This window comes from Pseudalkalibacillus berkeleyi (genome assembly GCF_021608225.1).
GTDB classification, from domain to species: Bacteria; Bacillota; Bacilli; order Bacillales; family Fictibacillaceae; genus Pseudalkalibacillus; species Pseudalkalibacillus berkeleyi.
Genome location: NZ_JAKIJS010000001.1, coordinates 331,911 through 358,602, shown reverse-complemented (window position 1 = coordinate 358,602; position 26,692 = coordinate 331,911). Strand labels below are relative to the sequence as shown.

At 37.7% G+C, this 26,692-nt stretch carries 27 protein-coding genes and 1 pseudogene; 7 read left to right on the top strand and 21 right to left on the bottom strand.

The features are described 5' to 3' along the window. Positions 1-2 precede the first annotated feature (2 nt). Positions 3-782: a PAS domain S-box protein gene (locus tag L2716_RS01895; protein ID WP_236331226.1), complete on the top strand. Its 780-nt coding sequence runs from the start codon at positions 3-5 to the stop codon at positions 780-782. A gap of 6 nt (positions 783-788) precedes the next feature. Here the strand turns inward: L2716_RS01895 and L2716_RS01890 are convergent, their stop codons facing one another. The 6 genes and pseudogenes from L2716_RS01890 to L2716_RS01875 form a co-directional block, all read right to left on the bottom strand. Next, positions 789-1,325, bottom strand: coding sequence for a histidine phosphatase family protein (locus tag L2716_RS01890; RefSeq protein WP_236331223.1), 537 nt, complete (start codon positions 1,323-1,325; stop codon positions 789-791). Positions 1,326-1,395: 70 nt separating this feature from the next. Further along, positions 1,396-3,387, bottom strand: coding sequence for an ATP-dependent helicase (locus L2716_RS01885; RefSeq protein ID WP_236331220.1), 1,992 nt, complete (start codon positions 3,385-3,387; stop codon positions 1,396-1,398). A 54-nt stretch (positions 3,388-3,441) separates the two neighbouring features. Further along, positions 3,442-3,576, bottom strand: a pseudogene (locus tag L2716_RS18470) (glycine zipper domain-containing protein); the annotation flags it as partial. A 251-nt stretch (positions 3,577-3,827) separates the two neighbouring features. Beyond that, entirely contained in the window at positions 3,828-4,181 is a 354-nt protein-coding gene (locus L2716_RS01880; protein ID WP_236331217.1) for a GyrI-like domain-containing protein, read from the bottom strand. Continuing rightward, positions 4,182-4,304: a hypothetical protein gene (locus L2716_RS18255; protein WP_268963923.1), complete on the bottom strand. Its 123-nt coding sequence runs from the start codon at positions 4,302-4,304 to the stop codon at positions 4,182-4,184. It lies immediately after the preceding gene. Between the two features lie 119 nt (positions 4,305-4,423). Continuing rightward, positions 4,424-4,720 (bottom strand): hypothetical protein, encoded by a 297-nt coding sequence (locus L2716_RS01875; RefSeq protein WP_236331214.1) that lies wholly within the window; start codon positions 4,718-4,720, stop codon positions 4,424-4,426. A 135-nt stretch (positions 4,721-4,855) separates the two neighbouring features. Between L2716_RS01875 and L2716_RS01870 the strand changes: the two genes are divergently transcribed. After that, positions 4,856-6,547, top strand: coding sequence for a M3 family oligoendopeptidase (locus tag L2716_RS01870; protein ID WP_236331211.1), 1,692 nt, complete (start codon positions 4,856-4,858; stop codon positions 6,545-6,547). Positions 6,548-6,688: 141 nt separating this feature from the next. Here the strand turns inward: L2716_RS01870 and L2716_RS01865 are convergent, their stop codons facing one another. From L2716_RS01865 to L2716_RS01815, 11 genes are all read right to left on the bottom strand, one after another. After that, positions 6,689-7,075: a DUF4181 domain-containing protein gene (locus tag L2716_RS01865; RefSeq protein ID WP_236331208.1), complete on the bottom strand. Its 387-nt coding sequence runs from the start codon at positions 7,073-7,075 to the stop codon at positions 6,689-6,691. A gap of 1 nt (position 7,076) precedes the next feature. Further along, positions 7,077-7,385: a hypothetical protein gene (locus L2716_RS01860; RefSeq protein WP_236331205.1), complete on the bottom strand. Its 309-nt coding sequence runs from the start codon at positions 7,383-7,385 to the stop codon at positions 7,077-7,079. A gap of 304 nt (positions 7,386-7,689) precedes the next feature. Continuing rightward, positions 7,690-7,845 carry a serine kinase gene (locus L2716_RS01855; RefSeq protein ID WP_236331201.1) on the bottom strand — a complete coding sequence of 52 codons (156 nt, stop codon included), beginning with the start codon at positions 7,843-7,845 and terminating at the stop codon, positions 7,690-7,692. Positions 7,846-7,999: 154 nt separating this feature from the next. Continuing rightward, a complete protein-coding gene (locus L2716_RS01850) occupies positions 8,000-9,247 on the bottom strand; it encodes an MFS transporter (RefSeq protein WP_236331198.1) in 1,248 nt (415 codons plus the stop codon). 154 nt (positions 9,248-9,401) lie between these two features. Further along, positions 9,402-10,604: an aKG-HExxH-type peptide beta-hydroxylase gene (locus L2716_RS01845; protein ID WP_236331195.1), complete on the bottom strand. Its 1,203-nt coding sequence runs from the start codon at positions 10,602-10,604 to the stop codon at positions 9,402-9,404. A 30-nt stretch (positions 10,605-10,634) separates the two neighbouring features. After that, entirely contained in the window at positions 10,635-11,183 is a 549-nt protein-coding gene (locus L2716_RS01840) for a hypothetical protein (RefSeq protein WP_236331192.1), read from the bottom strand. Between the two features lie 15 nt (positions 11,184-11,198). Further along, entirely contained in the window at positions 11,199-12,449 is a 1,251-nt protein-coding gene (locus tag L2716_RS01835; RefSeq protein ID WP_236331187.1) for a M16 family metallopeptidase, read from the bottom strand. Between the two features lie 86 nt (positions 12,450-12,535). Then, entirely contained in the window at positions 12,536-12,700 is a 165-nt protein-coding gene (locus tag L2716_RS01830; protein ID WP_236331184.1) for a hypothetical protein, read from the bottom strand. Between the two features lie 22 nt (positions 12,701-12,722). Next, positions 12,723-14,639: a RiPP maturation radical SAM C-methyltransferase gene (locus L2716_RS01825; protein WP_236331181.1), complete on the bottom strand. Its 1,917-nt coding sequence runs from the start codon at positions 14,637-14,639 to the stop codon at positions 12,723-12,725. A 266-nt stretch (positions 14,640-14,905) separates the two neighbouring features. Beyond that, positions 14,906-15,070, bottom strand: coding sequence for a hypothetical protein (locus L2716_RS01820; protein WP_236331180.1), 165 nt, complete (start codon positions 15,068-15,070; stop codon positions 14,906-14,908). Positions 15,071-15,170: 100 nt separating this feature from the next. Continuing rightward, the gene (locus L2716_RS01815; protein ID WP_236331177.1) at positions 15,171-15,320 is read right to left on the bottom strand and encodes a hypothetical protein; all 150 of its coding nucleotides are present in this window, start codon (positions 15,318-15,320) and stop codon (positions 15,171-15,173) included. A 186-nt stretch (positions 15,321-15,506) separates the two neighbouring features. Between L2716_RS01815 and L2716_RS01810 the strand changes: the two genes are divergently transcribed. Further along, complete coding sequence (locus tag L2716_RS01810) at positions 15,507-16,406, top strand: helix-turn-helix domain-containing protein (RefSeq protein ID WP_236331174.1); 900 nt, start codon at positions 15,507-15,509, stop codon at positions 16,404-16,406. Between the two features lie 36 nt (positions 16,407-16,442). Here the strand turns inward: L2716_RS01810 and L2716_RS01805 are convergent, their stop codons facing one another. The 3 genes from L2716_RS01805 to L2716_RS01795 form a co-directional block, all read right to left on the bottom strand. Next, complete coding sequence (locus tag L2716_RS01805) at positions 16,443-18,905, bottom strand: S8 family serine peptidase (RefSeq protein WP_236331170.1); 2,463 nt, start codon at positions 18,903-18,905, stop codon at positions 16,443-16,445. 238 nt (positions 18,906-19,143) lie between these two features. Then, on the bottom strand, positions 19,144-19,782 hold the full coding sequence (locus L2716_RS01800; RefSeq protein WP_236331167.1) for a response regulator: 639 nt from the start codon (positions 19,780-19,782) through the stop codon (positions 19,144-19,146). Continuing rightward, positions 19,757-21,601 (bottom strand): GAF domain-containing sensor histidine kinase, encoded by a 1,845-nt coding sequence (locus tag L2716_RS01795; RefSeq protein WP_236331164.1) that lies wholly within the window; start codon positions 21,599-21,601, stop codon positions 19,757-19,759. Before L2716_RS01795 ends, L2716_RS01800 begins: the two co-directional genes overlap by 26 nt. A gap of 294 nt (positions 21,602-21,895) precedes the next feature. Between L2716_RS01795 and L2716_RS01790 the strand changes: the two genes are divergently transcribed. From L2716_RS01790 to L2716_RS01780, 3 genes are all read left to right on the top strand, one after another. Continuing rightward, positions 21,896-22,513, top strand: coding sequence for a peroxiredoxin (locus tag L2716_RS01790; protein WP_236331160.1), 618 nt, complete (start codon positions 21,896-21,898; stop codon positions 22,511-22,513). Between the two features lie 290 nt (positions 22,514-22,803). Then, complete coding sequence (locus L2716_RS01785) at positions 22,804-23,427, top strand: LysE family transporter (protein ID WP_236331157.1); 624 nt, start codon at positions 22,804-22,806, stop codon at positions 23,425-23,427. A gap of 101 nt (positions 23,428-23,528) precedes the next feature. Further along, entirely contained in the window at positions 23,529-24,290 is a 762-nt protein-coding gene (locus L2716_RS01780) for a YqcI/YcgG family protein (protein WP_236331153.1), read from the top strand. Between the two features lie 2 nt (positions 24,291-24,292). On the opposite strand, the gene L2716_RS01775 is transcribed toward L2716_RS01780, so the two are convergent. After that, the gene (locus L2716_RS01775; protein ID WP_236331151.1) at positions 24,293-25,609 is read right to left on the bottom strand and encodes an amino acid permease; all 1,317 of its coding nucleotides are present in this window, start codon (positions 25,607-25,609) and stop codon (positions 24,293-24,295) included. 129 nt (positions 25,610-25,738) lie between these two features. Here L2716_RS01775 and L2716_RS01770 point away from each other — a divergent pair, with 129 nt between their 5' ends. Then, complete coding sequence (locus tag L2716_RS01770; protein WP_236331148.1) at positions 25,739-26,683, top strand: arginine deiminase family protein; 945 nt, start codon at positions 25,739-25,741, stop codon at positions 26,681-26,683. Positions 26,684-26,692 lie beyond the last annotated feature (9 nt).

Sequence of the window (26,692 nt, the reverse complement as noted above, 5' to 3'; positions counted from 1 at the left end):
TTATGAGAAAGGTGTCTAGAACTAGTCTTGCCACACTTGACCCTGAGGATTTGTATCGTCAAATTGTCGAGTTCTCTTTTGAAACAACAATCATCCATTCAGACCAAAAAGTCCTTTTTATTAACGAATCTGGTGCTCAATTTTTGAAAGCAAAAAAAGAAGAGATAATTGGGGCTAATATTGTTGATCTATTTGAAGAACGTTCACGACCTTTTATAAGAGAACGGATTCGTCGCAATCAAGAAGAAGATCTGATTGGTGAATTAATCGAAGACAGAATCTATCTAAATGATGGGACTCTTGCAGACATTGAAATCTATTGTCATCCAGTTCTATTCGGTAATCATATCGCAGTTCAATCCATTATTAGAGATATTACCTCACGTAAAGAAGCAGAAAGACAATTAAAGACAGCATCCAAAGAAATTATGGAGATTTCTTCTACCATAGTTCCTATTTCTGAAGGCATCGGCATCATCCCACTTGTTGGATCATTTGATTCAGACAAAGTAAACCACCTTTTAGACTTCATTCCCAACCAACTGACTAAGCATCAGCTAGAGTATTTGATTATCGATTTTTCAGGTATCTATCAAATGAATCTTGATGTCGTCAATTTCCTATTTAAGATCAATTCAATTCTACAATTACTCGGAATCCAACCCGTATTATCAGGAATCAGACCAGCGCTTGCCCAAAAGACGGTTCAACTCGGACAAGATATCTCCACAATCCGCACAGTTCGAAATGTGAAAGAAGCATTAATAAAATTAAGAGTTTGAGCGTTCTTACTCCCAAACCCTAGTTAAATTGTGTTCATGATTATTAATTGTTAAAAGAAAAACATCCGGGTTTTTTAATTGCTCCCATTCATCATATCCGAAACGATCATTAAAATGCTTAAGCAATAAAGTCATCAAATTTCCATGCGTAACAAGTATTGTGTTTTCAACTCCCGAGGTCCTTAAATCACCAACAACCTCTACTGCTCTACTCATAGCTTCTCTACTAGATTCACCACCAGCTAATTTAAGATCTAACTCATTAAATGAGCCCCTTAATTTTTGTTTCCAGTCTTCAGTAGATTCTGAGCAAAGTACACGTTCAGACAAACGATCATCTAGTTTTAACTGTATTCCAAGTTTAATAGCTGTAGGTTCAATAGATTGTCGCGCTCGTCTAAATGGACTTGAAACTATCGTGTCTATGCTTTTATCAGCAAAAAAGCTAGCTAACTCCTCAGCTTGTTTTTTTCCAACATCTGTGAGCGGTGACTCAGCTGGCTGCCCCTCAGCTTTACAGTGTCGTACAATATATATATTCATCGTACAGACTCCTTTCTTTACTCTAACACGAGTTTAATACGCACATGACAGAATGTAAGCATGATTCCTTTTACAATTCTTCAATATATTCAGAGTCACCGATTTCTTTAAGGAACAATGACTTTTCGGATTTTAACTTTTTCATCGTACCTTCTACCCGTTTTTCCCTTGAAAGTGGATAGGAAAGGAATAGTCTTTTTTCTGCTCTCGTTGCTGCTACGTAAAGGACTCTTCTCTCTTCTTCCAGTTCTGATTCGAAGTCCTCTTTCTGTTCGTTCGGGAACGTTAAATTGTCCATTCCAGATACAAACACGACAGGAAACTCAAGTCCTTTTGATTTATGAATCGTCATCAATGTCACTTTTGACTTTTGATTCTCATCCTCCACATAAAGATTAGCAAGATATTCTCTGAACGCTTCAACGGACAGACCAGGCTTTTCTGACTCTGCCATTTTCGCTAATCTGATTAGCTCATTCAAGCTTTCCGAAACCTCGTCCTTCATCCAATCTAAACTTTTGCTATATACCTTATTTTCATAATCCAATGCTCTTAACAGGTGTTCAATTGTGTACGAAAGACCTCTTTCATGTAAAATAGGACCGCATGATTCAATAACAGCTACTAAATCTTTAATCCCTTTTTGTCCAGCTTTTGTCATCTTAGAAAGTGTTTCTTTCTCCTTTAAAAAGCCAATCGCATTTTCACCGATATGATCAAAGATATACTCTATAGACTTTCGACCGATGCCTCTCTTCGGCTTATTAATAATCCTTCTTAATTGTGTTGCATCTTCAGGATTTTCAATCAGTTTTAGATAAGCCAAGATATCTCTTATTTCGATGCGATCAACAAATTCAATATCCCCAGTAATTCGAAAAGGAATGCTATGTTCATCGAAAACTTTCGCAAATTTATTCATGTGAGAGTTATTTCTGAAAAGTACAGCCAATTCGTTAAAGTCAAAACGTTCTTCTTGATGCATTGCTAGAATACGCTTAGCAACTACTTCCGCTTCCTGTTCATCATTATCAGCTTTCATGACTGTAATCTTTTCACCTAGTTCATTTTCAGTAAATAACGATTTTACTTTCTGGTTTTTATTATGACGAATAATAGAATTAGAAAAATCAACAATCCGTTTTGTCGAACGGTAGTTTTGCTCTAATTTCACGACGTTAGTTCCTGAAAAATGGCGATCAAAGTCTAAGATGTTTTCAATTGCAGCACCCCGGAAGCCGTAAATGCTTTGAGCATCATCGCCTACGACACAAATATTCTGTTTATCTCCAGCTAGAAGCTCTAGTATTTTAAATTGCACATGATTTGTGTCCTGCATTTCATCGACCATGATATATTTGAACTGCTCTTGATACCTTTCTAACACTTCTGGACACTTATCAAGCAATCCTACGGTATAGAACATCATGTCATCGAAATCCATTAATCTATTCCTTAATAATTCCTTCTGATATTCTGGGTAGATTACTTTAAGCGCATTGAACAGACTAGTGTCATTCTCTTTCAAATCATCAATAATCTTCTTAGACTGATCCCAGTTCATACAACGGAGAGTCGGAACCTCATTTTTTAGCGCATGAGGAGATATAAGGTTCGTCTTTAATTTATTCATAGCATCTAATGCTACCTCTTTAGTTACTCGATCCTCTTCCTCATCATTTCCATCTCTCAAATCAAAACGATTAATAATATTTTGCACAATCGTTTTGGATTCATATTGATTACAAATTTTAAAGTCCCTAGGGACACCTAAATGATTCCCATCTTTCTTCAAGATCTCCATACAGATCCTATGAAAAGTCTCTACCCAGGTCTCTTCCATTCTGAAATTTTGAAAGTTATGAGCGATCCTAGATTTCATCTCGTTCGCAGCTTTACGCGTGAATGTTACCATCAGAATTTCTTTCGGTTTCACGCCAAGTCTTAACAAGTGTTCATAACGACTTGAAATGGTTCGAGTTTTCCCAGAACCCGGACCAGCTAAAATCAATAATGGTCCTTCTATATATTCCACTGCTTCAATCTGTTGCCTATTTAACATTCAATAATCCTCCTGGGACGAGGGGACAGGTACCTTGTCCCACTATCTATTTGTTTATTTTTTGATTTTTTTGTAATGATCAGCTGCTGCTCCAAGAGCAACACCAAGCGCAATTCCGATTGCAATTCGATCAAAAGCTACACCGAGCGCAACTCCTAATGCGATCCCAACACCTATGTATGGACCACCTTTAGAAGACTTATCTTATCCCTTTTTATCTGTCATGCCAACAACCCCTTTAACTGGATTAATGCACCATTTATACTGTATTCAAAATAAAAAGGAGCGATTACTCTAAATAAGGCATCGCTCACAATTCTCTATAACGTTGTACTCTTTCCTTTATAACAAAAAGATAGACTTTCATCCAGATTGAATATAATAGAGATGAAAAAAATGAACATTTGTACACTGATAGACTGTAATCTTTCTAATTGCAATTAGTCGACTGGATCACAAAGTTTCACATTGTCTTCGTTTTCTGTCCATTTAGAATAAATTTCTAGTGACCATTTTTCTCGTAGTCTATTGTAGCCGTTCTCCTCAATCCATTGATGCAAATGAGAATAAACTTGGTGAATTTTAGAGGCGTGACCTTCATAGTGAAGAACTGCATACATTTGTGCTGGGGTAAAGAGACGAACCATCCCTTCAGGAACATCCTCAAAATTTCGGACTTCATAACAAACCCAGTAGCCATTGTCTTCTTTAGTCTCAGAAGATTTGAATGCACCAATAAGCTTGACTGGTTCTACTAAGTGCTTTATTTCTGATTTACGTCTACTTAGTAACATCTAGGCCTTAGGAATTTCTTGGATATATCCGTTCATATCGTCACAAACGACGCGAAAGCCGACCAGCTTCTTTTCGGAAACCTCCTCTACTCCACATGTCCTAATAGAATTAACTTTTTCCATAAGTTCAGTCTCCTCTCATCATTTTAGGTTATCTAAGCTTCTTCAGAAATCTTCCATAACCATCTATCATTATCCTTTTTATTCCAATGAATTTATCCTAATTTTCCATCTGATTCATATTAAAACTGTTGAACATATGTCACCCTCATTATTACAGCTATGATGAAGTATGGAACAGGGCATACCACCAATGTGATTAGAAATCCTAAAATATTCCCCGGCTCATTTCTTTTCATCACACAGTAAATAATATTTGGAATGATTGTTAACACCCATAATTGCAGGATAACTATTGCCATATGGGTAAAGTACCCTTCACGTTCTGCGGTCAATAGTATGCCTATGATTAGTGCCATACCTAATAGTAGGTAAAGTGGCAGTAGTAACAAATTAAATCTTATATACTGTTTAAACATATGAAACCGCCTCTATAAAAATGATGAGAGCCAAAACCCACCATTAGAATTATTACGCTTCAAAATAATTATATTTACTTTAAAGGGTAATATACATTACAATATATGTAATCACACTGAAGGGATTGGACGAATATGGGAGAAATTATTGAGAAATATATCGGTATCAATATGGAAAAGTATGAAAATGAGTTTAATTATTTGTTAAATCGATTTGAGAAAGCTAGTAATTACAAGGAGCAGTCTGAGTGGTTCCGTAAAATTAACGACCAACGTTTTATTTTTGAAACTACCTATAACTATGTAAGACTTCAACATTTTCGAGATATGAATGATGGAATGTTCAAAGAGGAGTTCTCGATTCTTAGTAAGATAGAGCCTCGTTATCAAACTTTAGTGGGGCAATACTATAATTCCATTCTTAATGCCACTTATAGAAATTATCTAGAAGAACAATGGGGTAAACAAATTTTTCAACTTGCAGAATTAAAGCATGATACATACTCTAAAGCTATTGAAGATGATCTAAAAAAAGAAAGCCAGCTCATTATGGAGTACCACGCTCTTCTAGGAGAGGCAGTAATCAGCTTCTCTAATAAAGAATTAAGTCTTTCAACCATCACTCCATATCTAAACTCCTCAGATAAACTCACACGTAAAAAAGCGCATGAAGCAAAATATAAGTTTTTCAAAGATAATGAAAGCCAATTTGATGAAATATTACATGAACTTGTTTGTACAAGAAACAAAATTGCAACTAAGTTAGGATATTCCTCCTTTATACAATTAGGTTACAAAAGAATGAATCGAACTGGACATACTTCATCGGATTTATCCATTTATCGCAACCAAGTTAAAAATTATGGTGTTCCATTTGTATCTAAACTACGTGAATCTCAAAAAAATCGAATTGGTGTTGAAAAACTAAAATACTATGATGAAGGATATTTATTCGAGAACGGATCCCGAACTATTACTGACTCTCATCAAGATGTATTAAATCATTATAGAAAGTTCCTTACTGAACAATCGCCAGAGACAAAAGCTTTTTACAATGAACTGATAGCCAACAATTTAATGGATCTAAGTTCACGAACGAATAAAATGGGTGGGAACTTTGCTACATACATCAGTTATAATAAACACCCCTATCTGTTTGCTAATTTACAGGGAACAGCAAATGACGTACGCATTCTAACACATGAAACCGGACATGCTTTTCAATTTACTATGTCACGACACTGGAATATACCTGAATATATTATCCCATACGACTCTGCAGAAATATTTTCATTTGGAATGGAGCGTCTTGCATGGCCATGGTTTGAGTCTTTCTTTGGTGAGGATTCAAAACGTTACCAGTATGAGCAGTTGATTACTCCTTTTATGTATATGCCTTTTGCAAGTGCTGTAGATGAATTCGAACACTACCTATATGATCATCCAGATGTTTCAGTCAATCAAAGGAAAACTAAGTGGAGAGAACTAGAACATAAATATCTTCCAGAACGAGATTATGATGGAAATGAATTTTTAGAAAGTGGAACAAAATTTTATGAAATAGGTCATTTGTTTACTACCCCATTTTATTTTATGGACTATGATCTCGCACACTTTTGTGCAGTCCAGCTATGGAAAAACAATCAAGAGAGTCCAAAGGAAACATGGGTGAACTATTTGGAGATGTGTCGAAATGGAGGTAAGCTTCCATTTAATGATCTAATAAAACAAGCCCATATTTCCTCTCCATTTGAAGCAAACAGTCTAAAACCGGTTTTATCATATATTGAAGAATGGATAGATCAAACAGAATCATATATTAAATAAGAAGAATGAAAAAAGGCACGTTCGCATTCAGTGAGCGTGCCTTTTTCGTATCATTACTCATTATAAAGGAATCATGTTCATCTTCCCTTGTGATGTGTGTATATTCTCCTCCACAAAATTAAACATAGGATAGATATTTCCTTACTGTTGTTCTCCTATAAACATAATAATGAATGTGACTAGTATGACAAATGCTCCTAACCAATTATGGTAATATGATTGATCAGATCGGTGTACAAGAAATTTTTCAATGCCTTGATTAATATTTTGAAGGAAAAACAACATAAACATCGGGCTAACTCTTACCATTGTTGAATAATGATTTTCCTCAAAATTGAAAAACATATATGTAAAGATGAATAAGACTAATATAATAACATCAATCATAACAGCGAGCTTATTTCTATCCTCTGAAAGTAACCAACGCCATTTGTTCTGTATACCAAGGTGTCTTTTTAAATAGTACTGACTAATCCATAGATATATTGCAATTAAGGTTACTAAACTTACACCTGTGAAAAAATTCAATTTAAACCTCCAAACTCGTATGCTTTTTAATGAATAAAACCCACCATACTAATAAAAACAAATACCCAATTACTATAGAAATGGACCAAAATGAACCTTTTTGTAACTGAATAATAAAAAATTCTAGTTCATTCATTCCTTTTCCTCGCCCCATACTATTCATTAAGCCTGCAATCGGTAATGTAATTGTGTTCAAAATTACTACAAAGGAAAAAACGATCATGTGCTTTTTAATAGTCATACTAAATATTGCAGCTACGAACGTTACAACTAAAACCGTGTAATAGATTACCCAAACCCAGTTTGGCAACGTCTCCCAGTAAATATTTCCCCTCCTTAATCCCCTCGCATAAACCATGTAAAATGATAAAACTATTTAGTTTCTGGATTCGAGACTCTTCTATGATTCAAATCGATGACCATCTCACCGACTCCTATGGCAATAAATCCATTAAGCAATCCAAATAATGGCATAGTATAACCACCTCCACCATTTGAAAAAGGAACCAAAATTAACATAACGATACTAAATAAAACAAATACTATACCTAATAAAAACAAAATTCGACCAACGAACATACCAATCTCCTTAAATAACATTTATTTATGATGTGCTATTTCTTCTTTCTACCAATTAATATTGCAACAAATAGACAAACTCCACCTAGTAATTTCAATATTAAGTTTCCAATATCTCCAAGGCTGTCAATTGTTAGTCCAAACAAAAAAGCCCCAAAAAGAATAAGCGGAATAACAACAAGAAATTTCAATTTATCTCCCCCACAATCTTCAGCACATTTCTTCTCATTCTCTTAATACAAATTATTTCAAATTAACTTGGTGAACTCAATCATTAATTTCCTTCAATAAAGCATAAAGAAAACGTTCTATGTAGATACATAGAACGTTTGTATAGGTGACCTATTACTCTGCTTTTCTAATGACAGGATTCAAGATCATCATAAGAACGACGATACCACCGAAGATGGCGATTCCGAGGAAGAATGAACTGATGCTGAAATGTACCAGTAATGCACCTGTTAACAGGAGTGAGATTGGTTTACTTGATTCCAATAACACCCTCATCGTACTTTGAGATCTTCCTAATACTTCCCTAGGTACCTTCACCATAAACAATGATTGCAATGCGATGCTTACTAATGGGCTACCAATCCCTGCAATAGCTACTAAAGCTGTAATAATGATAAAGTTATTTGTAAATGCTAATGCGCCAAATGCACCTAACATGAGAATTAACCCTGTGACCATAGGTACAATTTTGGGGAATTTATTCATAAAGTTGATTGAAATTGATCCAACGAGAATACCAATGAAAAATGCAATTTCTACAATCGCAAGCTGGGACACATTGTCTACGAATAACGGAAATAATATAGCAATTGGCGCCAACATGAAATTGATTAGTACTAAATATATAATCATTCCTCTTAAAATCGGCACTTTTACAATTGTTTTAAACCCGGTTTTGAGATCTTTACCGAATATTTTTAAATTCAATTTTTCTGTTGATTTTTCTGACAAAGCTTTGTTTTTTATAAACAGAATGAAAAGGAACGAAATAAAGAAAGTCGCAGCATTGAAAAGGAATGCAGTTGAAAGGCTATATAACAACAATACACCGGCAAGTGCAGGAGCTGCTAAACCTACAACGGTTTGGATGGTAGCAGATACACTTTGAGCACGAGTCATTAAATGATCAGGTACAATCGTTTTGATGGCCACTGTCTTAGCAGGCAAGAAAAATGCATCGAACGAAGATACCAATACTGCTGCTGCAATCAGCATCCAAGGGTTGAGCATATTGAACCAGAATAGAAGTACAAGGGTGACTACCACTATACCTCTGAAAATATCTGCTAGAAGCATATACATTTTTTGGTTTCCTCTATCAACAAGTACCCCAGATATGATACCAAATAGTATCGTTGGAACCACTTCGGCAGCCAATACAAATGACATAAGCAAAGCTGATCCAGTCAATATTTTCATAGCCCAAATAAGTGATAGGGCATATACCCCATCTCCCAATGCAGAAACAAACTGGCCAGCAATCAATAAACGATAATCTTTAATTGCGATCAGGTTCTTGAAACTATCCTTTTGTTCTTCACTTTCCGTAATGATCTTAGCTTCTGCTGATGATTCAGACATGTTTCCCCTCCATCTCAATTATTTTTCCAAGTAGATACTCAATCACCCTGTAAAGTCATCAATCAAATGATTGCTGCAATTTACTTATTACATCAGACTGAGATATTAAACTCCTAAATTATCATTGGGCTTCTGAAGATATTTCTACATCGAATTAAGTGTATGATAAAGGCTTTACAACAGATGATATCTCCTTAAATAAATGTTCACCTATCGGACTTAGATATCCATTTTTCTCTATTACCTCTATTGCTTCGCTCAATTGTTGTTTCACAACATCCAGCCTATTCAAAACTTCATCAACAGGGTAGAAGTGGTGAAGCTTTTCCAACCAAATTGCTACTCTTGCAAAAGCATAGGCACCATGTAACACGCCTTTTAGTGGTCGTGGATCTTCCCGCCAAGGAGACTTGTATCTTTCGTCATCATCGTTCAAGATGATCGGATCAATGACAAAAAGTTGATCCAACCTTGAGTGGGCACATTCATGGATAATGTTTTCAGTTACCCACAAGTAATCATAGGGGTTATGTGATAGGAAGATAGCATCAGGCAATACACCTGAGGTGAACCCCCCAAATGCATTCGTATCCATAATTGCAATCAATTTTATGTGGCCTTCTATCTCCAAATAATATTCGGGCCAAATATCTCGAATTGAATTTAAACAAGTATTATAGAAGGCATGATCATTCGTCGTAAACTCAATGCTTCGGAATTGATTATCTTCCAAATCCTTTTTTCTAATATTAAGTAATTCCGAATTCTCTGCAAGGTATTGACTGATAGTCGAATCTGTCAGCTCGAAGTTAATAACTCCGGTAGTGTCACAAGATTTACGAATTAAGCTAATATCCTTTGCATCTGTTAGTTCAACCTGTATATTAGAATCATATTCTATACGAATGCTCCCCATACTCACACCATCTATCAAAAATGTTACCTTATTTTTAGAGGTTATCACTGAGCAATTTGGTACACGATCTGCTAACTTAATTTTGTAATTTAAACTAGGAATATCTATTATCCCGTCACCGTTACACTCGATTTTGCTTCGAAGTGTCACCCCATGCTTTGCGCAGGGTACAATTAAATAATTCATGAATTTCTCAGTCAAGTTGGAACCATTAATTTTATTGAGGAATTCTTCGGTAGAAAATGTTTTCATCAAACTTATGAAATAATTCAGCCCTGGATGGTACACATCTCTTATAAAATCAGGATTGTATAATGCATCTTTTATATTTGATGCAATATCAGGAGGTATACTTCCTGATTTTTCAAATTTCCTTAAGACTGTTTCGAGCTTTTTAGAAAAATATCTTATACTGAGTTTATAAATTTGATCATTTTCCATACTTGAAGGTTGTAGGAATGATAACATTATTTAATTCACTCCATCCTTTTTGATATCGGGGAACAATGATACGGCAAATGTGTAAGGATCATCATCACTTTCCTGGTTCGAGTCAATATCATCTTTCAGGTCATTCAAACCTTGGATATATTCCTTTAATTTTTCTTTCGGTATTCTGGCTTTTACAATTGAAAATTCAGCCGGCGCTTTCCCAGATACTGCGTTAAGCATTCCATTTCGTACTTCTTCAATCATATAAGAGATTAATCTTATTTTTTCAACCTCATTGGAATTTTGATTACTTAATTTAATTCCAAATGAGTTTACATCTGCTTTATACGCTGACTCCACGAAATCTTCTTTATATCTTTTACTCCCTACATAAACTAGGTTGTTTTTTTCTAAGATTTTTAGGATATAGTTTACTTTTGCTAACGGAACTTTAACTTGCCTTGAAACTTCTGTTGCTGTAAGAGAAGAAACTGATAGAAGGCTCAATACTTCCATACCGCCCTCATGTAAGATCGTATCCAGGAAATTGCTATCAGCATTAGCTATGTATTCAGCTGGTTTTGTCATATTACCACCTCTTTTTTAAAGTAGAGTTACCAGTGACTCAGAATCTGTGCCAAGTGCAGACAAAGCCATATTAGACTGATCACACATTTCCCTAGCAATCTCTCTAACTTCTTCCTTGGTTACGCTCATTAAATCAAAAACTTCAGTATCTACGAAAAAATCTTTGTTATATAATGCATAGCGACCTGTTGTATTCAAATGTCTGACTGCATCATTAGGGATCTGTAATGTCGAGGTAATACGCGAAGCACGTGCACGTTCGATTTCCTCATCTGTGACACCGTTGTTTTGAATATCATCGATGATGTTCATTACAACCTTAAAACTTTCTTCGAGTGACTCTTTGGAACAATTGAAATCAATTGCCATGTATCCACCAAGACCGTAACTCAGTGCATACGAATATACCGAATAGACTAGCTCTCTTTTTTCTCTAAGTTCTACAAATAACCGTGATTTCAATCCTTCTCCCAAAATGTCTGAGAGCAAAGCCATCGCATGTCTTTTTCTCGATCGAAATGAAGGTCCTACAAATGTCGCAGTCAAATTGACTCTATTGGCATTTCCTATTCCTAATACACTTGGAGAAACCTCAAGCAATGGTGACGGGTTACTGACTGCTTCACTTTTCCAAAAATCAAACGCTTCTGCAATCTGCCCGATTGTTTCGTCTGGATCGACATCACCTTGGATAACAATCATGGTGTTACTAGGTGAATAAAATTGTCTAAATCGGCTTTCTATTTCTTCCTTTGTAAATCGAGAAATATTATCTTGGTTTCCGATGACAAATAAACCTAAAGATCGCTCACCCCATAGTGCACGTTCTGCAAGTTCGGTTTTGACTTTTGAAGAAGCAAAATAGGTTTCCGCCTCCTGTAGTATGATTGCTCTTTCATGTTGAATTCTCTCATCAGGAAGGTTGTGAAGCTTCACTATCTCAGATAATGTTTTTATGATATCAGGTAGGTATTTTCTCTGTGACGTAATACAACACCTTGTCATCTCTTTTCCAGTGAATGCTTCATATAACGCTCCACTGTCCAGTAAATTCCCTACCATCTTCTTTGCATTGGGATTCATATTCTCGTGGCTAAATGCCATATGTTCAATGAAATGGGAAATTCCGTTATTTTTGTTGTTTTCATCTTTCGATCCATGATTTACATACATACCAACAGATAAATTTCTAGATTGTTTAGTCCTTCTAACGATCACTTTCATACAGTTTTCAAGCATCGCTTTAGAAATATATTCGTAATACAAAGTATCCCTCCTCTATGATGCTTGATGAATTAAAAGATTTAGGGAGCCAATCAGTGACCCCCCCTGAATTTATCAATAGATTTTTCTTAAACACTCACGGATACCGATACTTTAATACCTTGTTCTCCAGCAGCCATCTCATCGGTAGCTTTTTCAATTTGATCTACCAACTGAGAATCGCTGATAACTACTTCACCATTTTCATTGACCTTGAACACATCCGGCGTTAAGCTCACTTTCTTCTCTGACATAATCATTCACCTCCTTTCAATTTTAAGCGTATACGGCTGTTTTTTCTGTTTTTTTCTTATTCCATTCAGAAAGACGGATAAGAGATGCTTTTTTCGGACTATAAATGGAGGTATTTAGAGCCAAACTTATGAACCTTCCATCTTCCTCTAATACTAATGATTTTTGGATAAATCCTTCCACAATGGAAGAAGCTTCCTCTAAGGAAATGTCGTACCCTGCTTTTTGAACCTCTTTATGAGCATTTGATAGACTTTTAGCCGCATCTAATGACATGAACAACAAACGTTCCTCATCTTTCAAAACGGTGATTTCAATATTCTCTGAATCTCTCATATCCACAACGATCAAGCCATTTTCCTTATCAACAAAAAATAAATCGCTGTTGGAATGAAACTCCCGCCATGAAGATACTGCTTTACGCAAATCGCTGGTATAAGCCAGTGGATCACGTGGTTCTGAATAATCATAGTCAAAATGATAGGCAATTCTATCAACTGAATTTTCCTCTATCCCACTGTAAATATGCTTATAGGGCCACATGGCTCGTACAGAAGTGAGTCCGTTCTCCTTATAATTGTTAAAATATGGACTAAACCGATCAAGCCGTATTTGAGCAACACTCCCTGGAGGTGTCAAATGTGTAATTTTATTAACCAATTCAGGCAAACGTTGATATTCTTCAGGGTCTTCTTTCGGGAAACCATATAGAATATTCCATATCGGTAGGACACCAAATTCTTTGGACCATTTCAAAAGTTGGATATTTTGTAGCATAGTGACACCTTTATTCATAAGCTTAAGGACAGAAGTTTGAAGACTCTCAATGCCGGGTTGGATCGTTCTAAAGTTTGCATCTCTGAAAAGTTCGATTTGACTTTTTTTCAAATTTGCTTTGGTTTCATAAAACATATCCAAATCGAGCCCTTTTTCTTTCAGTTCTGGCAATAAGCTTTTGAAATAAGCCATGTCTATGATGTTATCTACTGCGGAAGCCTTTGTGGTATAGTCTTTATATTTATTACTCAAGTACATAAGCTCTTCCAACGCTCTATCTGCCGACTTGCTTCGGAAGTTCATATTTGTGCCATTAAGACCGCAAAATACACAGTGGTGCTTTTGTCCCCACCAACATCCTCTAGAGGATTCAAAAAGAAAACGTGAATTTTCCACCTGATCTCCGTAATGGCACTCGACAAATTGTTCAAAATAATCTGAATAATCAGGGTATGGTAAGTTATCAAGGTTGACTATTGATTTAGATCTAGGGGTTTCTCTCTCTTTTTTATCTTCGAGTCCATCTTGTAACAATATCCCACCTACATTTGGAATGTTATTTTTCGTTTTCCATTCCGAAATGAAAGTTACAAATGAATCATCACCTTCTCCAGAACATATCGCATCGATAAATGAAAACTGACGAATTAACTCTGTTCCCATTGTTTCTTCACAGTTCGCTCCACCAAAAATAATGAATTTCTCTGGGTACTTTTCTTTCAGTCTTTTCGCGAAGCTTATTGAAGCTACATTCTGTTCAAAGACACTTGTAAACCCAATTACTGAATACTTACTCCAATCAATTTCTGTTAAGCAAGCTTCCATGAAGGATTCAACATGTGATTGTATCTCATAGATAATCTCAAAATCTTCACTCGGGTTGCCTAACTTCACTTTTGCTTCTTTGATATAAGAATCTAGTGTGTCTTTCCCGAATAACGATTTAGAGAAAACCATTTCACCCGCTAACGCATTACTTGAAAATGTATGACCTTCAGAAATGGCATTATATAATTCTGGTGAAACCATGTCAGCAAATTTCAGATTCAGATAATGAATATCACAATCAATGTCATTATTTTCTAATCCAGACTTAAGTAAACTTAAACCTATTGAAGGTCTGTATATCGATCCAAACGGCATGTTTATCAGCGCTACTCTCAAAAATATTCACCTTCCCATATAGACTTATCTCTAATCTCTTGAATTGATTATACATGTCAGTGCAAAAATATATTTTTTGGGTCTATAGTTCTATACAAGACCCTCACCTATGTAACATCTGGTTTCCTCCTATTTTCTATGCTAATAATAATTATAAGAATATTTTGAAATTCAATAGTTGTTTAGATACACCAAACAGAAAGTAAAAAACCCCGGAACGATTCCGAGGTTACACTTAGACATTTAATGAAGAAATAATAAAAAATTTAAGGCTTTATTGAAAGATCAGGCGCAATCCCTCTTTTGCCTGTATTGGCTTCATCGACACTCGCTCTAATCAAATCAATCAATCGAGCATCGTTAACTATAACTTTACCATTTTCATTTACCTTAAATGCTTCTGGAGTTAAAGATTTATTATTTTCCGCCACAACATTTACCACCTTTATCATAAAGGCAAAAATTATGTTATTTAGCAGTTGCCTTTTATGTATTGTAAGGTTTATTACGTAAACAAACTATTACATGCATTTAGTGCTCTGGTGGTAATTTCTCATCAGAAAGTATATCTACCTCAACAGATTTTTCTACTTTTATTTCTTCAATGCCATCTAAAGAACCAGTAGAAAAAGCAACGACCATTAACGCAACCGTTACATTTGTCATGAGTTTCTTAATCATATATATACACCTCCTATACTAAATAGCCTTAAGTAATTGATGTTAAATTGATTATACAGGTATTAGGTAATAGGTACATTTCTCTTTCAAACCATTTTGACAGGTATTTTCCGTAATTTTTGTAATTTTTCGTTAAATTTTGGTACAATATATAATTATATGAATATTGTTTTAGGGGGGAAGTCGATGGATTTCATTATGGTGGGTGAAGAGGTAAGAAAATTGCGGAAGACTATGGGAATCTCTCAAAAGGAGTTATGTAAAGGTATCTGCACACAAGCTGAGATTAGTAAGATTGAAAACAACCAGACCGCTCCTCTAGCAAATACTTTATATCATATTTCAAAGAAATTAGGTGTGAAGATTGATTATTTCTTTGAAAGTAGTGAAAGTAATAATTACGAATACATAGATGATTTTTTCTATTTTCTACGAAACGCCGTAAGAAAAAAAGACTATGTAAATTTACAACGGATGATTCGTTCAGAAAAGAATAACCCATTGTTCCAGAACAATTTAGCAATGAAACAATTGCTGAGATGGCATGAAGGGATATGTATTTATCATGTAAATAATGATGCCAAAAGGGCTATTGAACTACTAAATAATTCTCTAGAAATGACCAATCATAGCAAAGATTATTATATAGAACGTGAACTAGAAATTCTGAATAGCATAGGTATTATATATTTAGAAACGGAGCAATACAATTTAGCAGATGAAACGTTTCAAAAGGCACTCATTCAATATAAACGCCTTCCCTTTAAAAATGAAAAAAAAGTGTTTTCACGACTATGTTATAACTATTCAAACGCATTAACCAACTTAGAAAAATATAATGAATCAATTAGTATTGCAAAAGAAGGAATCCAATCATGTATAGAAAATGAAAGTTTCTACTTAATTGGTGAACTTTATTTCCAGGTCGGACGGAACTATCATAAGCTGAATCATTTATCTCTTGCACAGGAATCCTTTCAGAAAGCTATACAGGTATTCAGCCTTCAGAATAAAAAATCGTATGTTACTCTCATTCAAAATAATTATTTGAAGTCAAACTCTACTGCAATCTTACCTTCAAATTAAAAACTCAGCCCAATTGTTTTGGGCTGAGTTTTACAATTATTGATGGTACGCATTGAAGTAGCGGGAGATTGCAACTGCAAAGTCACCGCGTTTTACAGTTTCGTTCGGTGCGAACGTTGCGTGTACGGTTGGTTCATGATCGTAAGGTCTTTGCGTGACGTTAAACTTTGCGTTCAAGATATTCAAATCCAAAGCTAGTTGAACATAGCCTTTCAACTCTGCTGGGATATCTGAAGCATCCTCGATCATTAAGCGCTCATCACCATACTGTACAGTGACATCTCCTTCATGACCTTCCGCTTGTTCTTGTAAACCTAAGCTTTGGACAAGTGAGTAAGCGACCTCAGCTTTTGAAACTGTTCCATTCGGATTGAAAGAACTAGACGTTGCTTTCATAACACCGTTCGTTTCATAAGATCCACCCTTGAGTGCTGCACCTTTTGCAACAACTGCTTCAACAAATGGCTGATCAGCAACGTTTACATCTGATATCGTACTTTCAGCTGGAAGCTGTTGTCGGATTTCTGCTCCCATCACCAAGTATTTTGCCATTTCTTTTCTTAGTAAGTTAGCATCTGGCAGATATGAACCATTAGCTAATCCATCTACTAATCTTTCATTTACACTCGTTTTGATTGCGGCTGCTGCGGGGTGTCCTTCTATATCATTAAGTCCCGTAAAACCGCTAACTGATTTGTACGTGAGTGTTCCTTTTACATTCTCAGGTGTTCCTGATCCAACTGGGTTTTCTTCAGCTCCGCGAATCCCTCTGATTTCCGCTTTCCACGTTCCAGCCATCGGTGCGTTAACCGAAACTGTACGATCTGTGTAAAGTGTAAATAGTAGGCTGATTCCTGAGCTGTACTCCGTTCCATCTGGTGAGATGAGCACCAAGTTAATCGGGTTACCTGTTTCTTCTAGTATTCCTTTTCCGTTTACTTTAGCTACTAAGCTCGTTAATCCTTCTTCGACTGTGAACTCGTGCTGATTATCTGATACAAGTGTTGCAGGATTATAGTCAACCGAAAATTCCTCGCGTTCAATCTCTGAATCTGCAGAACTATTAAAGTCTTGATTCATGTTCGTCGTCTTTCCGTATTCTGTTCCGAACATTGCTTGATCCACTGCGTTATATGCATTGACATAGCCTGCGCCAACTTCCCAAGCTTCATATCCAGGCATGTTTGTCGCTGTATCTTGTAAAATTGTCTTAATCTCATCTGGCGTCAAATTCTGATTTGCTTCAAGCATCAATGCAACGATACCAGCAACGTGCGGTGTTGCCATCGACGTTCCGCTCATTAATGTGTAATACGGTAGATGCGCTGATTCAATCTGTTCTGCATCATCTGCTAATGCTAAAGAAGATACGGGTGCAATGACGCGAGTTGAGATGATATCTACACCAGGTGCAGTAATTGTTGGCTGGTCTACCCACGTCCATTCTTCACCGTCTACTGTAAATGTTCCACCAACACCTTTTGTACCACGAGATGAGAAATCTGCGAGCGATCCATCCTTCACCCCTGCTGCTACTGAAATGACCCAAGGTGCTTTTGAGTAAGGGTTGTGCGTATCTTCACCAGGGCCTTCATTTCCTGCTGCAAAAAGTACCGTAATCCCTCTGTCGTATGCTTCTTTACTTGCAACATTGACTGGGTGATCTGGATCAAACCCGCCAGAAGATCCCCAAGAGTTCGTGATTAATCCGATGTTGTATTTCTCTTGGTGTGAAATTGCGTAGTCAAAACCACCGATTCCATCAAGGACGAACAATGCACCACCTGTTCCATAACCGATTAGGTCAGCTCCTGGTGCAGCTCCTTCATATTTTCCACCTGACATTGCGCCTGTTCCACCAACTGTTCCGGCAACGTGCGTACCGTGTCCAGAGTTCGTATCGGTATTCGGCACATCTTCTGTGTACGTAATTGGAATGACACCTGAGACAATGCTGTTAAGGTTCGTGCTTCCTAGAACATTTTGCACGAGGTTTTTGCGTAATTGATGGTCCTTGTGCGTTCCATCTACTCCACTATCGTTCACGACGACACCGACACCTTTACCTGATACAGGCATGCCACCGTTTTCCTTCGTCATTTTTGCGTCGATTCTAGCTTTATCAACGCCCGTTATTTCTGTTGCGTCCGCGTTGTAGTACTTCACTTTTTCATTCAAATAAAGTGAACGGATTTCAGAATTTGAAGCTAATGCATCGACTTGTGCTTTCGTCGCTAGGACTCCCGCGATCGGTAAAGCATTCATTGTAATTCCCGTGTTTACTCCTGCTGCCTCTAAGATGTCCAGCTGTTCTGCAGTCGGTTTTCCATCACCTTCAAAGGTGACGATGACCTGAACTGCACCTGTTGTATTTGCTAATTTCTCCGTAAGTAATGGGTCTATCGTTGCTCCGGATTGCGCATTCGCATTTGGCACCTGTGTGAATAATAGTGGAAATACGATTGCAATCGCGAGCAATACTGAAAAGACTTTCCTCATGATCATGTATCCTCCCCGTCAGAATAGTATAAAAATTCTATACTTCTATTATCCTCTGACGATGTTCATTTGACTATTACGCGAATGGCTTATTCTTTTTTTCATTTGCACTATTCGGGGTCGTACAAAAGTTATACAGCATGAGAAAAAGTAGTATTCAATTATAAGTGTGTAATGAATATATTATCCACAAAAAAACACCCATCTAAAATCAGATGGGTGCTTTCCTCTTATATGATTACGGCAACGGTACGAGCTGATTTTGCACGGCGTAGATAACCGCTTGAGATCGGCTTTTCACGTTAATCTTCCGAAAGATTTTACTCACATGAATCTTAACGGTCTTGTCACTTATATACAGCTTTTCTCCAATTTCTTTATTGCTTAGGCCTTCAACGAGACAGAGAAGCACTTCTTTTTCTCGGTCGGTCAATTCATTCTTATCCGTTGGGTCATTCTTTTGGTTGTAGAAACCGAGTAACTTTTTCGTAAGTGATGGGTCAATGACTGATTCACCTTTTGCAACCGTTCGGATCGCTTCAACTACTTGTATAGATGGTGCATCCTTCAGCAAGTAACCATCCGCCCCTTCCCGAATGGCAGCCATGAAATACTCATCGTGGCTATGCATCGTTAAGATGAGCACTTTAACATCTGGGTAATCCTTCTTCAGTATGGACGTCAGCTCTACCCCATTTTTATCGGGTAAATTGATATCAAGTAATACGACATCTGGATTGATTTCCGCTATAGATTCTAGCGCTTCATTTCCACTAACAGCTTCACCCACAACATTAATGTCATCTTCCATTTCAAAGATATTCGACAATCCATCCCTTAGTACTGCATGATCATCCACTAGCATGACGTTGATCATCGCTCATTCCCCCTTCCATACCTAGCTTCGGAACGTGTAAATTTATTTCCGAACCTTTACCTTCTTTACTATCGATTTGTAACACCGCTTCAATTTTCTCTGCTTGTTCGTTCATACTAAGAATCCCAAAGTGTGGATCGTTTTTCGCTTTGATCATAGCATCGAGTAGTGAAAACCCAATACCATTGTCAGCTACCTTCAGTAAGACGTGTTCTTTTTGATAACTGAGAAGTACTTCTATCTTAGTTGCTTGTGCATGTTTAATAATATTTTGAACACTTTCTTGAAAAATGTCGTACATCACTTTTTCTACCATCGGGCTTAAATAAACAGATTTGCCGCGTTCTTCAAAATGAATATTCAGTCCTGTTTCCTTTTTGATTACATCAATTCGCTTCAATACTGCCTGCTTCAAACCTACTCGCTCTGTCTCATAAGGACGAAGCGCATAAATAGATTCCCGAATTTCTTTCAAACTTAGTCGGAGCTTACCAAGACTATCTGTAACGAGACGATGAGCTTCAGGTGGTTTTTGATGAAACTTCCGATCTGCTGTTTCGAGCTTCATAACTGCTCCCGCTAAAGATTGAGCAACCCCGTCATGAATTTCTCTCGCAATACGGTTGCGTTCTTCTAGCACCGTTCGCTTTTCCTGTTCGGAAATGAGTGTCCTCGTTTTGATGACAACAGCAAGCTGATTTGCAAGCGTAGCAATCGACTGTATTTCTTCAGTACTGAAGCTATTACTACGGCTTTTCGCAATGGTAAACATTCCAAGCAAATGATCCTCTAGCATAATCGGTGCAAAAATAATTGATTTTAGTCCTTTATTAAAATAAGACGCTGAGTAGTGTGGATGCTTTTTTCGATCATGAACGATAGTGAGTTCGTTAATTTCATCAAGCTGCCGAAGCTCATCAACACTATTACAAGCATGTTCATTTACTTGTCCATTATGAAAATGGACCTTCCACTGCCCGTTTTCTTTGACCCATAAAATACTCGCATCTGCATCGACAAATTGATTTAAGCTAGAACGGATGGAATCAACCCACTCGTTTGACGGTAAACCGCGATTCAGATCAGTCGATATATCAAATAAAGCATTTAAACGATTACGCTCCGTTTGTAGTCTTGCAATGATCGAGCTGAGTAAGGCAAGCCCGACAAGTGGTGAGAAGAAGAAGAAATATGAGAATACATCGATTACACCACGATTTTGTTTTCCTAGGTAAAACATGATTCCGATATATATGATTGCAATGAGAAAGCTGATTAACTCCGACTTGAACTTCTTCACCCATATTTTCTTCGTATACGATTGTGGACGGAGAATCAAAACAATATCCACGAGTATATTGTTGAAGATATAAAACAGAACCGTGATCAGAACCATAGCAATGAGAGTACCTGATAAATAATTGTCCCCGATCAGCCAGCGGGAAACGGTTTCCCCAATGATGAAGCTGAGGACTAATAGGGCTGGATTGAAGAACAAAATGCGTAACGGTCGCCTTTGAAAATAGTTAACTGCAAAAACGACGAATCCATAAGTCACGACAACCCAAGATAATCCATAGACAAGGTAGATGGTAAATACGAGTGGAAAGCTAAGTGAACTATGTCCTTTCCAAACCGCCATCGGGAAGAATTCAGTTATGAAAAGAAATAGCACGAATAATAATAAAACAATGGAATTCTCTGGCGTATCCAAGTATAAGCTAGAAATACCGATTGACACCCATCCTATAATCGAAATGAGAAGTAAATATAAATTCGCGTAGCGTTCCTTTTTAAACAACTGAATGTCCTGTCCCATTTCATCCCACCACCCTTCTATCGAAATTTTCTGTTAATAATTTTATTTTACCTTGAAACTTAAAATTAATAAAGAATTCCTTGAAAACGAAGAAAGCCGAAACTGGTCTAATGGGGATCCACTAACCAATTCCGGCGGACGGCTCCTACCTAAATGTAGGATTCGTTATCTTCCATTATGGCAAACTTCTTTCATGTTACCAATTCATCAAAAGATATATTTACCAATAGTACCTTAGATGTAGGTGCTCTTTTTATAAAGTATTTCTCTATAACAATAAGTGAGGTGATCGATATGAGACACGATCAATATCCGGGTGCAAATGATGCCTGTGTACAGCCTTTTTGTGCTCAGCCTGGAGATCTTGCACCTAACTTTTCTGCACAAGCATATATTAACCCCGAAAAAAAGATTGTCGATCTCTCATTAGAAGGTTACAAAGGAAAGTGGGTGATCCTCTTCTTTTATGGGAGTGATTTCACCTTCGTCTGACCGACCGAACTCGCAGCGGTCGCTGCCCTTTATCCACAGTTTAAAGGCTTAAATGCAGAAGTGCTCGCAATCAGTACTGACAGTGTTTACGCCCATAAAGTTTTTACCGAAGTGTCCCCTAAAGCCGCAGTCGTTCAGTACCCACTTGTAAGTGATCGTACACAAGAGATTTGTCGAAGTTATCGTGTATTAAATGAAAGTGTTGGAGCTGCTTACCGTGCGACAGTTTTGATCAATCCAGAAGGGGTAATCGTCTCAAAGCTAGTGAATCCCCTTACAGTCGGTCGAAATGTATTTGAAATTCTCCGATTACTCCAAGGCCTTCAATACGCGGAGAAAACAGGTGAAGGCATACCCGCTAATTGGTTACCTGGACAATCAGGAATAGTGATGCGCACAAGAGGACTTGGAAGAATGTAAAATGTGGACAAATGATCAGTTTCTTGGAGGGTTTATTCTCTTGCTTGGGGAACCTTCGGTGTTGCTTGGGGAACTTTTGCTCCTGCTTGTAGAACATCTGCTCCTGCTTGTGGAACTTTTGCTCCTACTTGTGGAACTTTTGCTCCTGCTTGTGGAACTTTTGCTCCTACTTGTGGAACTCGGTACCTTTCTACTACGAAAAATTGCGCTTCACCTTCAAATAAAGTGTTACAATCTCACACTTCTGAATAAACATTTTAAAAAGCAGACAAGTTCATGAGGTGATTAAATTGGGAATATTTTTCGGTTACATTGTGTTAGGTCTTTCCTTATCCGCTCCGATAGGTCCTATTAATGCTGCACAGTTAGACAAGGGGATAAAATTCGGATTTTTGAACGCATGGATCGTTGGGATCGGTGCGATGGTGGCTGACCTTCTATTCATGCTGCTCATCTATTTTGGCGTTGCGCAATTTTTGGACATGCCTTTTGTAAAAACATTCCTATGGTTGTTCGGATTCTTCGTCCTCGTTTATACAGGAGTTGAGAGTATCGTTCATTCTAAACAGAGCATGTCGAGTGGGAAGTCGATTCAGGAAAGCGCGACAAAGTCATTCCGCACTGGTTTTTACATGGCATTATCTAATCCTCTGAATATCCTATTTTGGCTTGGTATCTACGGATCGGTTCTCGCAAAAACCGCTCATTCCAATGGAAGCTTCCAGCTTTTCATTTACAGCTCTGGCATTTTTATAGGCATCTTAATTTGGGATCTTATTATGGCTTCCGTTGCAAGCGGACTTCGTGGTTATTTGAAACCGCAAATCCTGTCAGGCATCTCTATTGTCGCAGGTCTTTTCCTAATCGCATTCGGCTGTTACTTCGGCTACCAAGCATACCAAATGTTCATATAAAATAACTGCCATTATCCTCGCCTTCCACCTCTCCAATAAATAGACATTCACCCATTTAGGTGTTCCCTAATAGTATGTTGTGTAGCTAGGAGGGGACGTAAATGGCTGAATTGTATACGAAAAGTTGGCTTGAGCATAATCTGTCCGAACAAGAGGAGTGGCAGAAGGATGCCTTTCATCATTTCGCTTCTATGATTGCAGATCCTGAAAACACATATCCTTGCATCCCAGGTCGACAAGGCTTCTTATCAGATAACCTACGATTCGGATTCACTTCGGATCCAAGAAATGAAGATGCGCCTTCTGAATTAGCATCCTTATTAAAAGCGTACGGCGAAACTGCAAGAACCACCGGAAAATATGCCTCGCTTGTCGTATTTTTCAAAACGCCACAAGAGATGATATCAGACTATTGTGTAGAGGATTTCGAGTCATTGTTCTGGTCTGTCCTCAACAGACTGAGCGCGATCGATGAAAAAGAGTGGCCCGCGAATATTCCGACTGATCCTTCTCATCATGAGTGGGAGTTTTGCTTCAATGGTGAACCTTATTTTGCGTTTTGTGCGACGCCTGCTCACATTTTTCGTAAAAGTCGCAGCTTTCCCTGTTTTATGATGGCGTTTCAGCCACGATGGGTATTTGATGAAATCAATGATTCAACGGTGTTTGGTCGTAAAATGAAGAAGGCGATTCGCAAAAGACTCTCCGATTATGACCACGCCCCGATACATCCAGACCTGAAATGGTATGGTCAATCTGATAACCACGAATGGAAGCAGTATTTTCTGAGTGATGATGAGCAATCACCCTCTAAATGCCCGTATACGTATATGAAAAATAAACTGAAGTCATTACGTAAATAATGTTATACTACATCACTTTTCTTCAGATTACGTAACCACGCCGTACTCCCAATAATTATGAGGAACAGCAGGCTCACATACAAACCGGGTCTGCTCGTTTCATCAAACAGCGTGCCACTCACCGCCAGCAAAATCAGCACGCCGCCTAAACTTATCTTCATCCAATCCCACATATTCTTTTTCATTAATTTAACGAAAGATAATAGGATGAGTAACCAAGTGTACAAGAGCATCAAGCCTGCAGCGGTTGTGATATATTCATACATTTTTTCAGGAAAAATGAGTGAGATCACGATTGATGCAATTAGTCCACCTGCGGTTAGGACAAGAGCAGGCACCGGTACGTCCAATCTTCCTTTTTTCGAAAAAGCTTTAGGCGCATCACCGTCTTTGGACAAGGTAACAATCATCGTCGTTACCCCATAAAGCGCTGCGACCATCGTCGAAAAACCAGCCACAATTAGCATGCCATTGAAAACATGCGGAATATAAGGCAAATTGTAATCATTCAGTGCCGTCAAAAATGGACTTTCATCTATGCTGATCTCTTTCCAGGAAACGAGTAACAAGACGAACCCGATTGAAACCTTATACATTACAGCTAAAGCAATCAACATCAGTTTCCCCGACTTAGGCGCATCACCTTTATCTTTCAGCTCAGTCGCCATCAAGCCCATCACCTCGATACCTCCGAAAGTGTAAAATGCGTAAATGAGCGCTGTCCATAATCCGATCGTTCCTTTTTCAAAATAGGTACCTAAACCTTGCTGTTCCATCACACTCTCTTTCTTGACTTCTAAAACACCAAAGAGCGCTAAACTTCCAATGATGATGAACATAATGATTGCAGCAACTTTTATAAGACCAAATATGTTTTCAACACGCTCAAAATCGTCGACACCTAACAAGATAATGGTGAGACCAATCACGGCATAGACAGTCGCAAGTAACCATAACGGTAATGATGGAAACCATACTTGTGTAAAAATCGCCAGTGCTGTTAGCTGACTACCCATGATGAGCATTTCTGAAGTCCAGAAAATCCACCCCGCTCCAAACCCAGCTGATTTTCCGTATGCTTTTTTCGCAAAAGTACGAAATGACCCTCGCTCTGGATACTCAACCGTCATGCGAGCCATCGCGTTAAAAACGATGTAAGTACCAACTGCTGCAAGAAAAAAAGCGATTAATACTGATGGACCACTCTTCTGAATGGCGATCGAAGACCCGAGAAAGAAACCTGTCCCAATGATGCATCCAACACCAATCAGTGAAAGCTGCCACCAGGATAGAGCTGGTGCGTCCACACATTTCTTCAACAAACCTCCTCCTCTCACAAAATCTTTACGGTTAGTTTTCGGAGAAATTTTACGATTATGTATTGGATTGAATATGGCTTGGCTGGATACGCTAATACAAGGTAAATTATGAAAGGGAGGAAGCATTTGATGTTGAACATAAAGCCAAGCTGCTGGTCAGAGACCGATACGTTGAAAACTGTCATCGTATGCCCGCCTTCCATTTTGGATGTGCGGGATCAGCAGACAGCCGAAGATGTTCTTTGGGAAAAGCCAGTAAATCAGAAAAGAGCTACAGAAAATCATGCAAGACTTTGCCGAGCACTTGAAGATGCTGGTGTTCAAGTTATCAATTACGCTAAATACCTTTCTGTAGAAGACTTTCATATGAACGAGCAACTGCTGAACCGCATATATGTACGAGATTTGGCATGTGTTTTCGGGGAAACGATCCTTCCTGGTGAAGCTGGCATTTCAATGAGACAGCCTGAATACATACATGCTCATCGTTTATTCAAAAAGTGGTACGAAGAACCATTTAAGGCGGAAGCGAACAATGGTTTAAAAGCTTTGGAATTCGGAGACGTCATGATCTTGAACCGTGATGTTGTGCTCATAAATGTTGGGATGCGTACGAGTATTCTAAGTATTGAACAAGTAAAGGGTGAAATTTTCAAAGCGGGGTTTTCAGAGATTGCAATTATTGACTTACCGCGACGTTCTGATACGCTTCATACAGATATGAATCTAAATCTGGCTGGTGAAAATATGATTCTTTCCAAATGCTATTTGCGATACTTACCGGTCCTCACAATGACTGAAAAAGCTTCAAAGCATGAGATGCTTCATAATTTGTTGAAGCGTCACGGCTTTGAAACCCATTGGACATCAAAAGTGACGGATTCACTAGCAGATATCAATTTCCTCAACCTCGATCCCGAAACCATTTTAATTAGCAAACAAAGACGGAAAAGCATCTTCAAAGATCATCCCAAATTGAAAAAATTAAAGTGTATTGAAGTCAACGTAACAGAATTAGAAAAAGGTGGCGGCGGCATTAGATGTATGACCCTGCCATTAAGACGTGAGACGTGAATAGATTGG

What these genes read in the sequence shown, in the direction of transcription:
- L2716_RS01895 (WP_236331226.1), top strand. Translation starts at nt 3, where the DNA reads ATGAGAAAGGTGTCTAGAACTAGTCTTGCCACACTTGACCCTGAGGAT.
- L2716_RS01890 (WP_236331223.1), bottom strand. Translation starts at nt 1,325, where the DNA reads ATGAATATATATATTGTACGACACTGTAAAGCTGAGGGGCAGCCAGCT.
- L2716_RS01885 (WP_236331220.1), bottom strand. Translation starts at nt 3,387, where the DNA reads ATGTTAAATAGGCAACAGATTGAAGCAGTGGAATATATAGAAGGACCA.
- L2716_RS01880 (WP_236331217.1), bottom strand. Translation starts at nt 4,181, where the DNA reads ATGTTACTAAGTAGACGTAAATCAGAAATAAAGCACTTAGTAGAACCA.
- L2716_RS18255 (WP_268963923.1), bottom strand. Translation starts at nt 4,304, where the DNA reads ATGGAAAAAGTTAATTCTATTAGGACATGTGGAGTAGAGGAGGTTTCC.
- L2716_RS01875 (WP_236331214.1), bottom strand. Translation starts at nt 4,720, where the DNA reads ATGTTTAAACAGTATATAAGATTTAATTTGTTACTACTGCCACTTTAC.
- L2716_RS01870 (WP_236331211.1), top strand. Translation starts at nt 4,856, where the DNA reads ATGGGAGAAATTATTGAGAAATATATCGGTATCAATATGGAAAAGTAT.
- L2716_RS01850 (WP_236331198.1), bottom strand. Translation starts at nt 9,247, where the DNA reads ATGTCTGAATCATCAGCAGAAGCTAAGATCATTACGGAAAGTGAAGAA.
- L2716_RS01845 (WP_236331195.1), bottom strand. Translation starts at nt 10,604, where the DNA reads ATGGAAAATGATCAAATTTATAAACTCAGTATAAGATATTTTTCTAAA.
- L2716_RS01840 (WP_236331192.1), bottom strand. Translation starts at nt 11,183, where the DNA reads ATGACAAAACCAGCTGAATACATAGCTAATGCTGATAGCAATTTCCTG.
- L2716_RS01830 (WP_236331184.1), bottom strand. Translation starts at nt 12,700, where the DNA reads ATGTCAGAGAAGAAAGTGAGCTTAACGCCGGATGTGTTCAAGGTCAAT.
- L2716_RS01815 (WP_236331177.1), bottom strand. Translation starts at nt 15,320, where the DNA reads ATGATTAAGAAACTCATGACAAATGTAACGGTTGCGTTAATGGTCGTT.
- L2716_RS01810 (WP_236331174.1), top strand. Translation starts at nt 15,507, where the DNA reads ATGGATTTCATTATGGTGGGTGAAGAGGTAAGAAAATTGCGGAAGACT.
- L2716_RS01805 (WP_236331170.1), bottom strand. Translation starts at nt 18,905, where the DNA reads ATGAGGAAAGTCTTTTCAGTATTGCTCGCGATTGCAATCGTATTTCCA.
- L2716_RS01800 (WP_236331167.1), bottom strand. Translation starts at nt 19,782, where the DNA reads ATGATCAACGTCATGCTAGTGGATGATCATGCAGTACTAAGGGATGGA.
- L2716_RS01795 (WP_236331164.1), bottom strand. Translation starts at nt 21,601, where the DNA reads ATGGGACAGGACATTCAGTTGTTTAAAAAGGAACGCTACGCGAATTTA.
- L2716_RS01780 (WP_236331153.1), top strand. Translation starts at nt 23,529, where the DNA reads ATGGCTGAATTGTATACGAAAAGTTGGCTTGAGCATAATCTGTCCGAA.
- L2716_RS01770 (WP_236331148.1), top strand. Translation starts at nt 25,739, where the DNA reads ATGTTGAACATAAAGCCAAGCTGCTGGTCAGAGACCGATACGTTGAAA.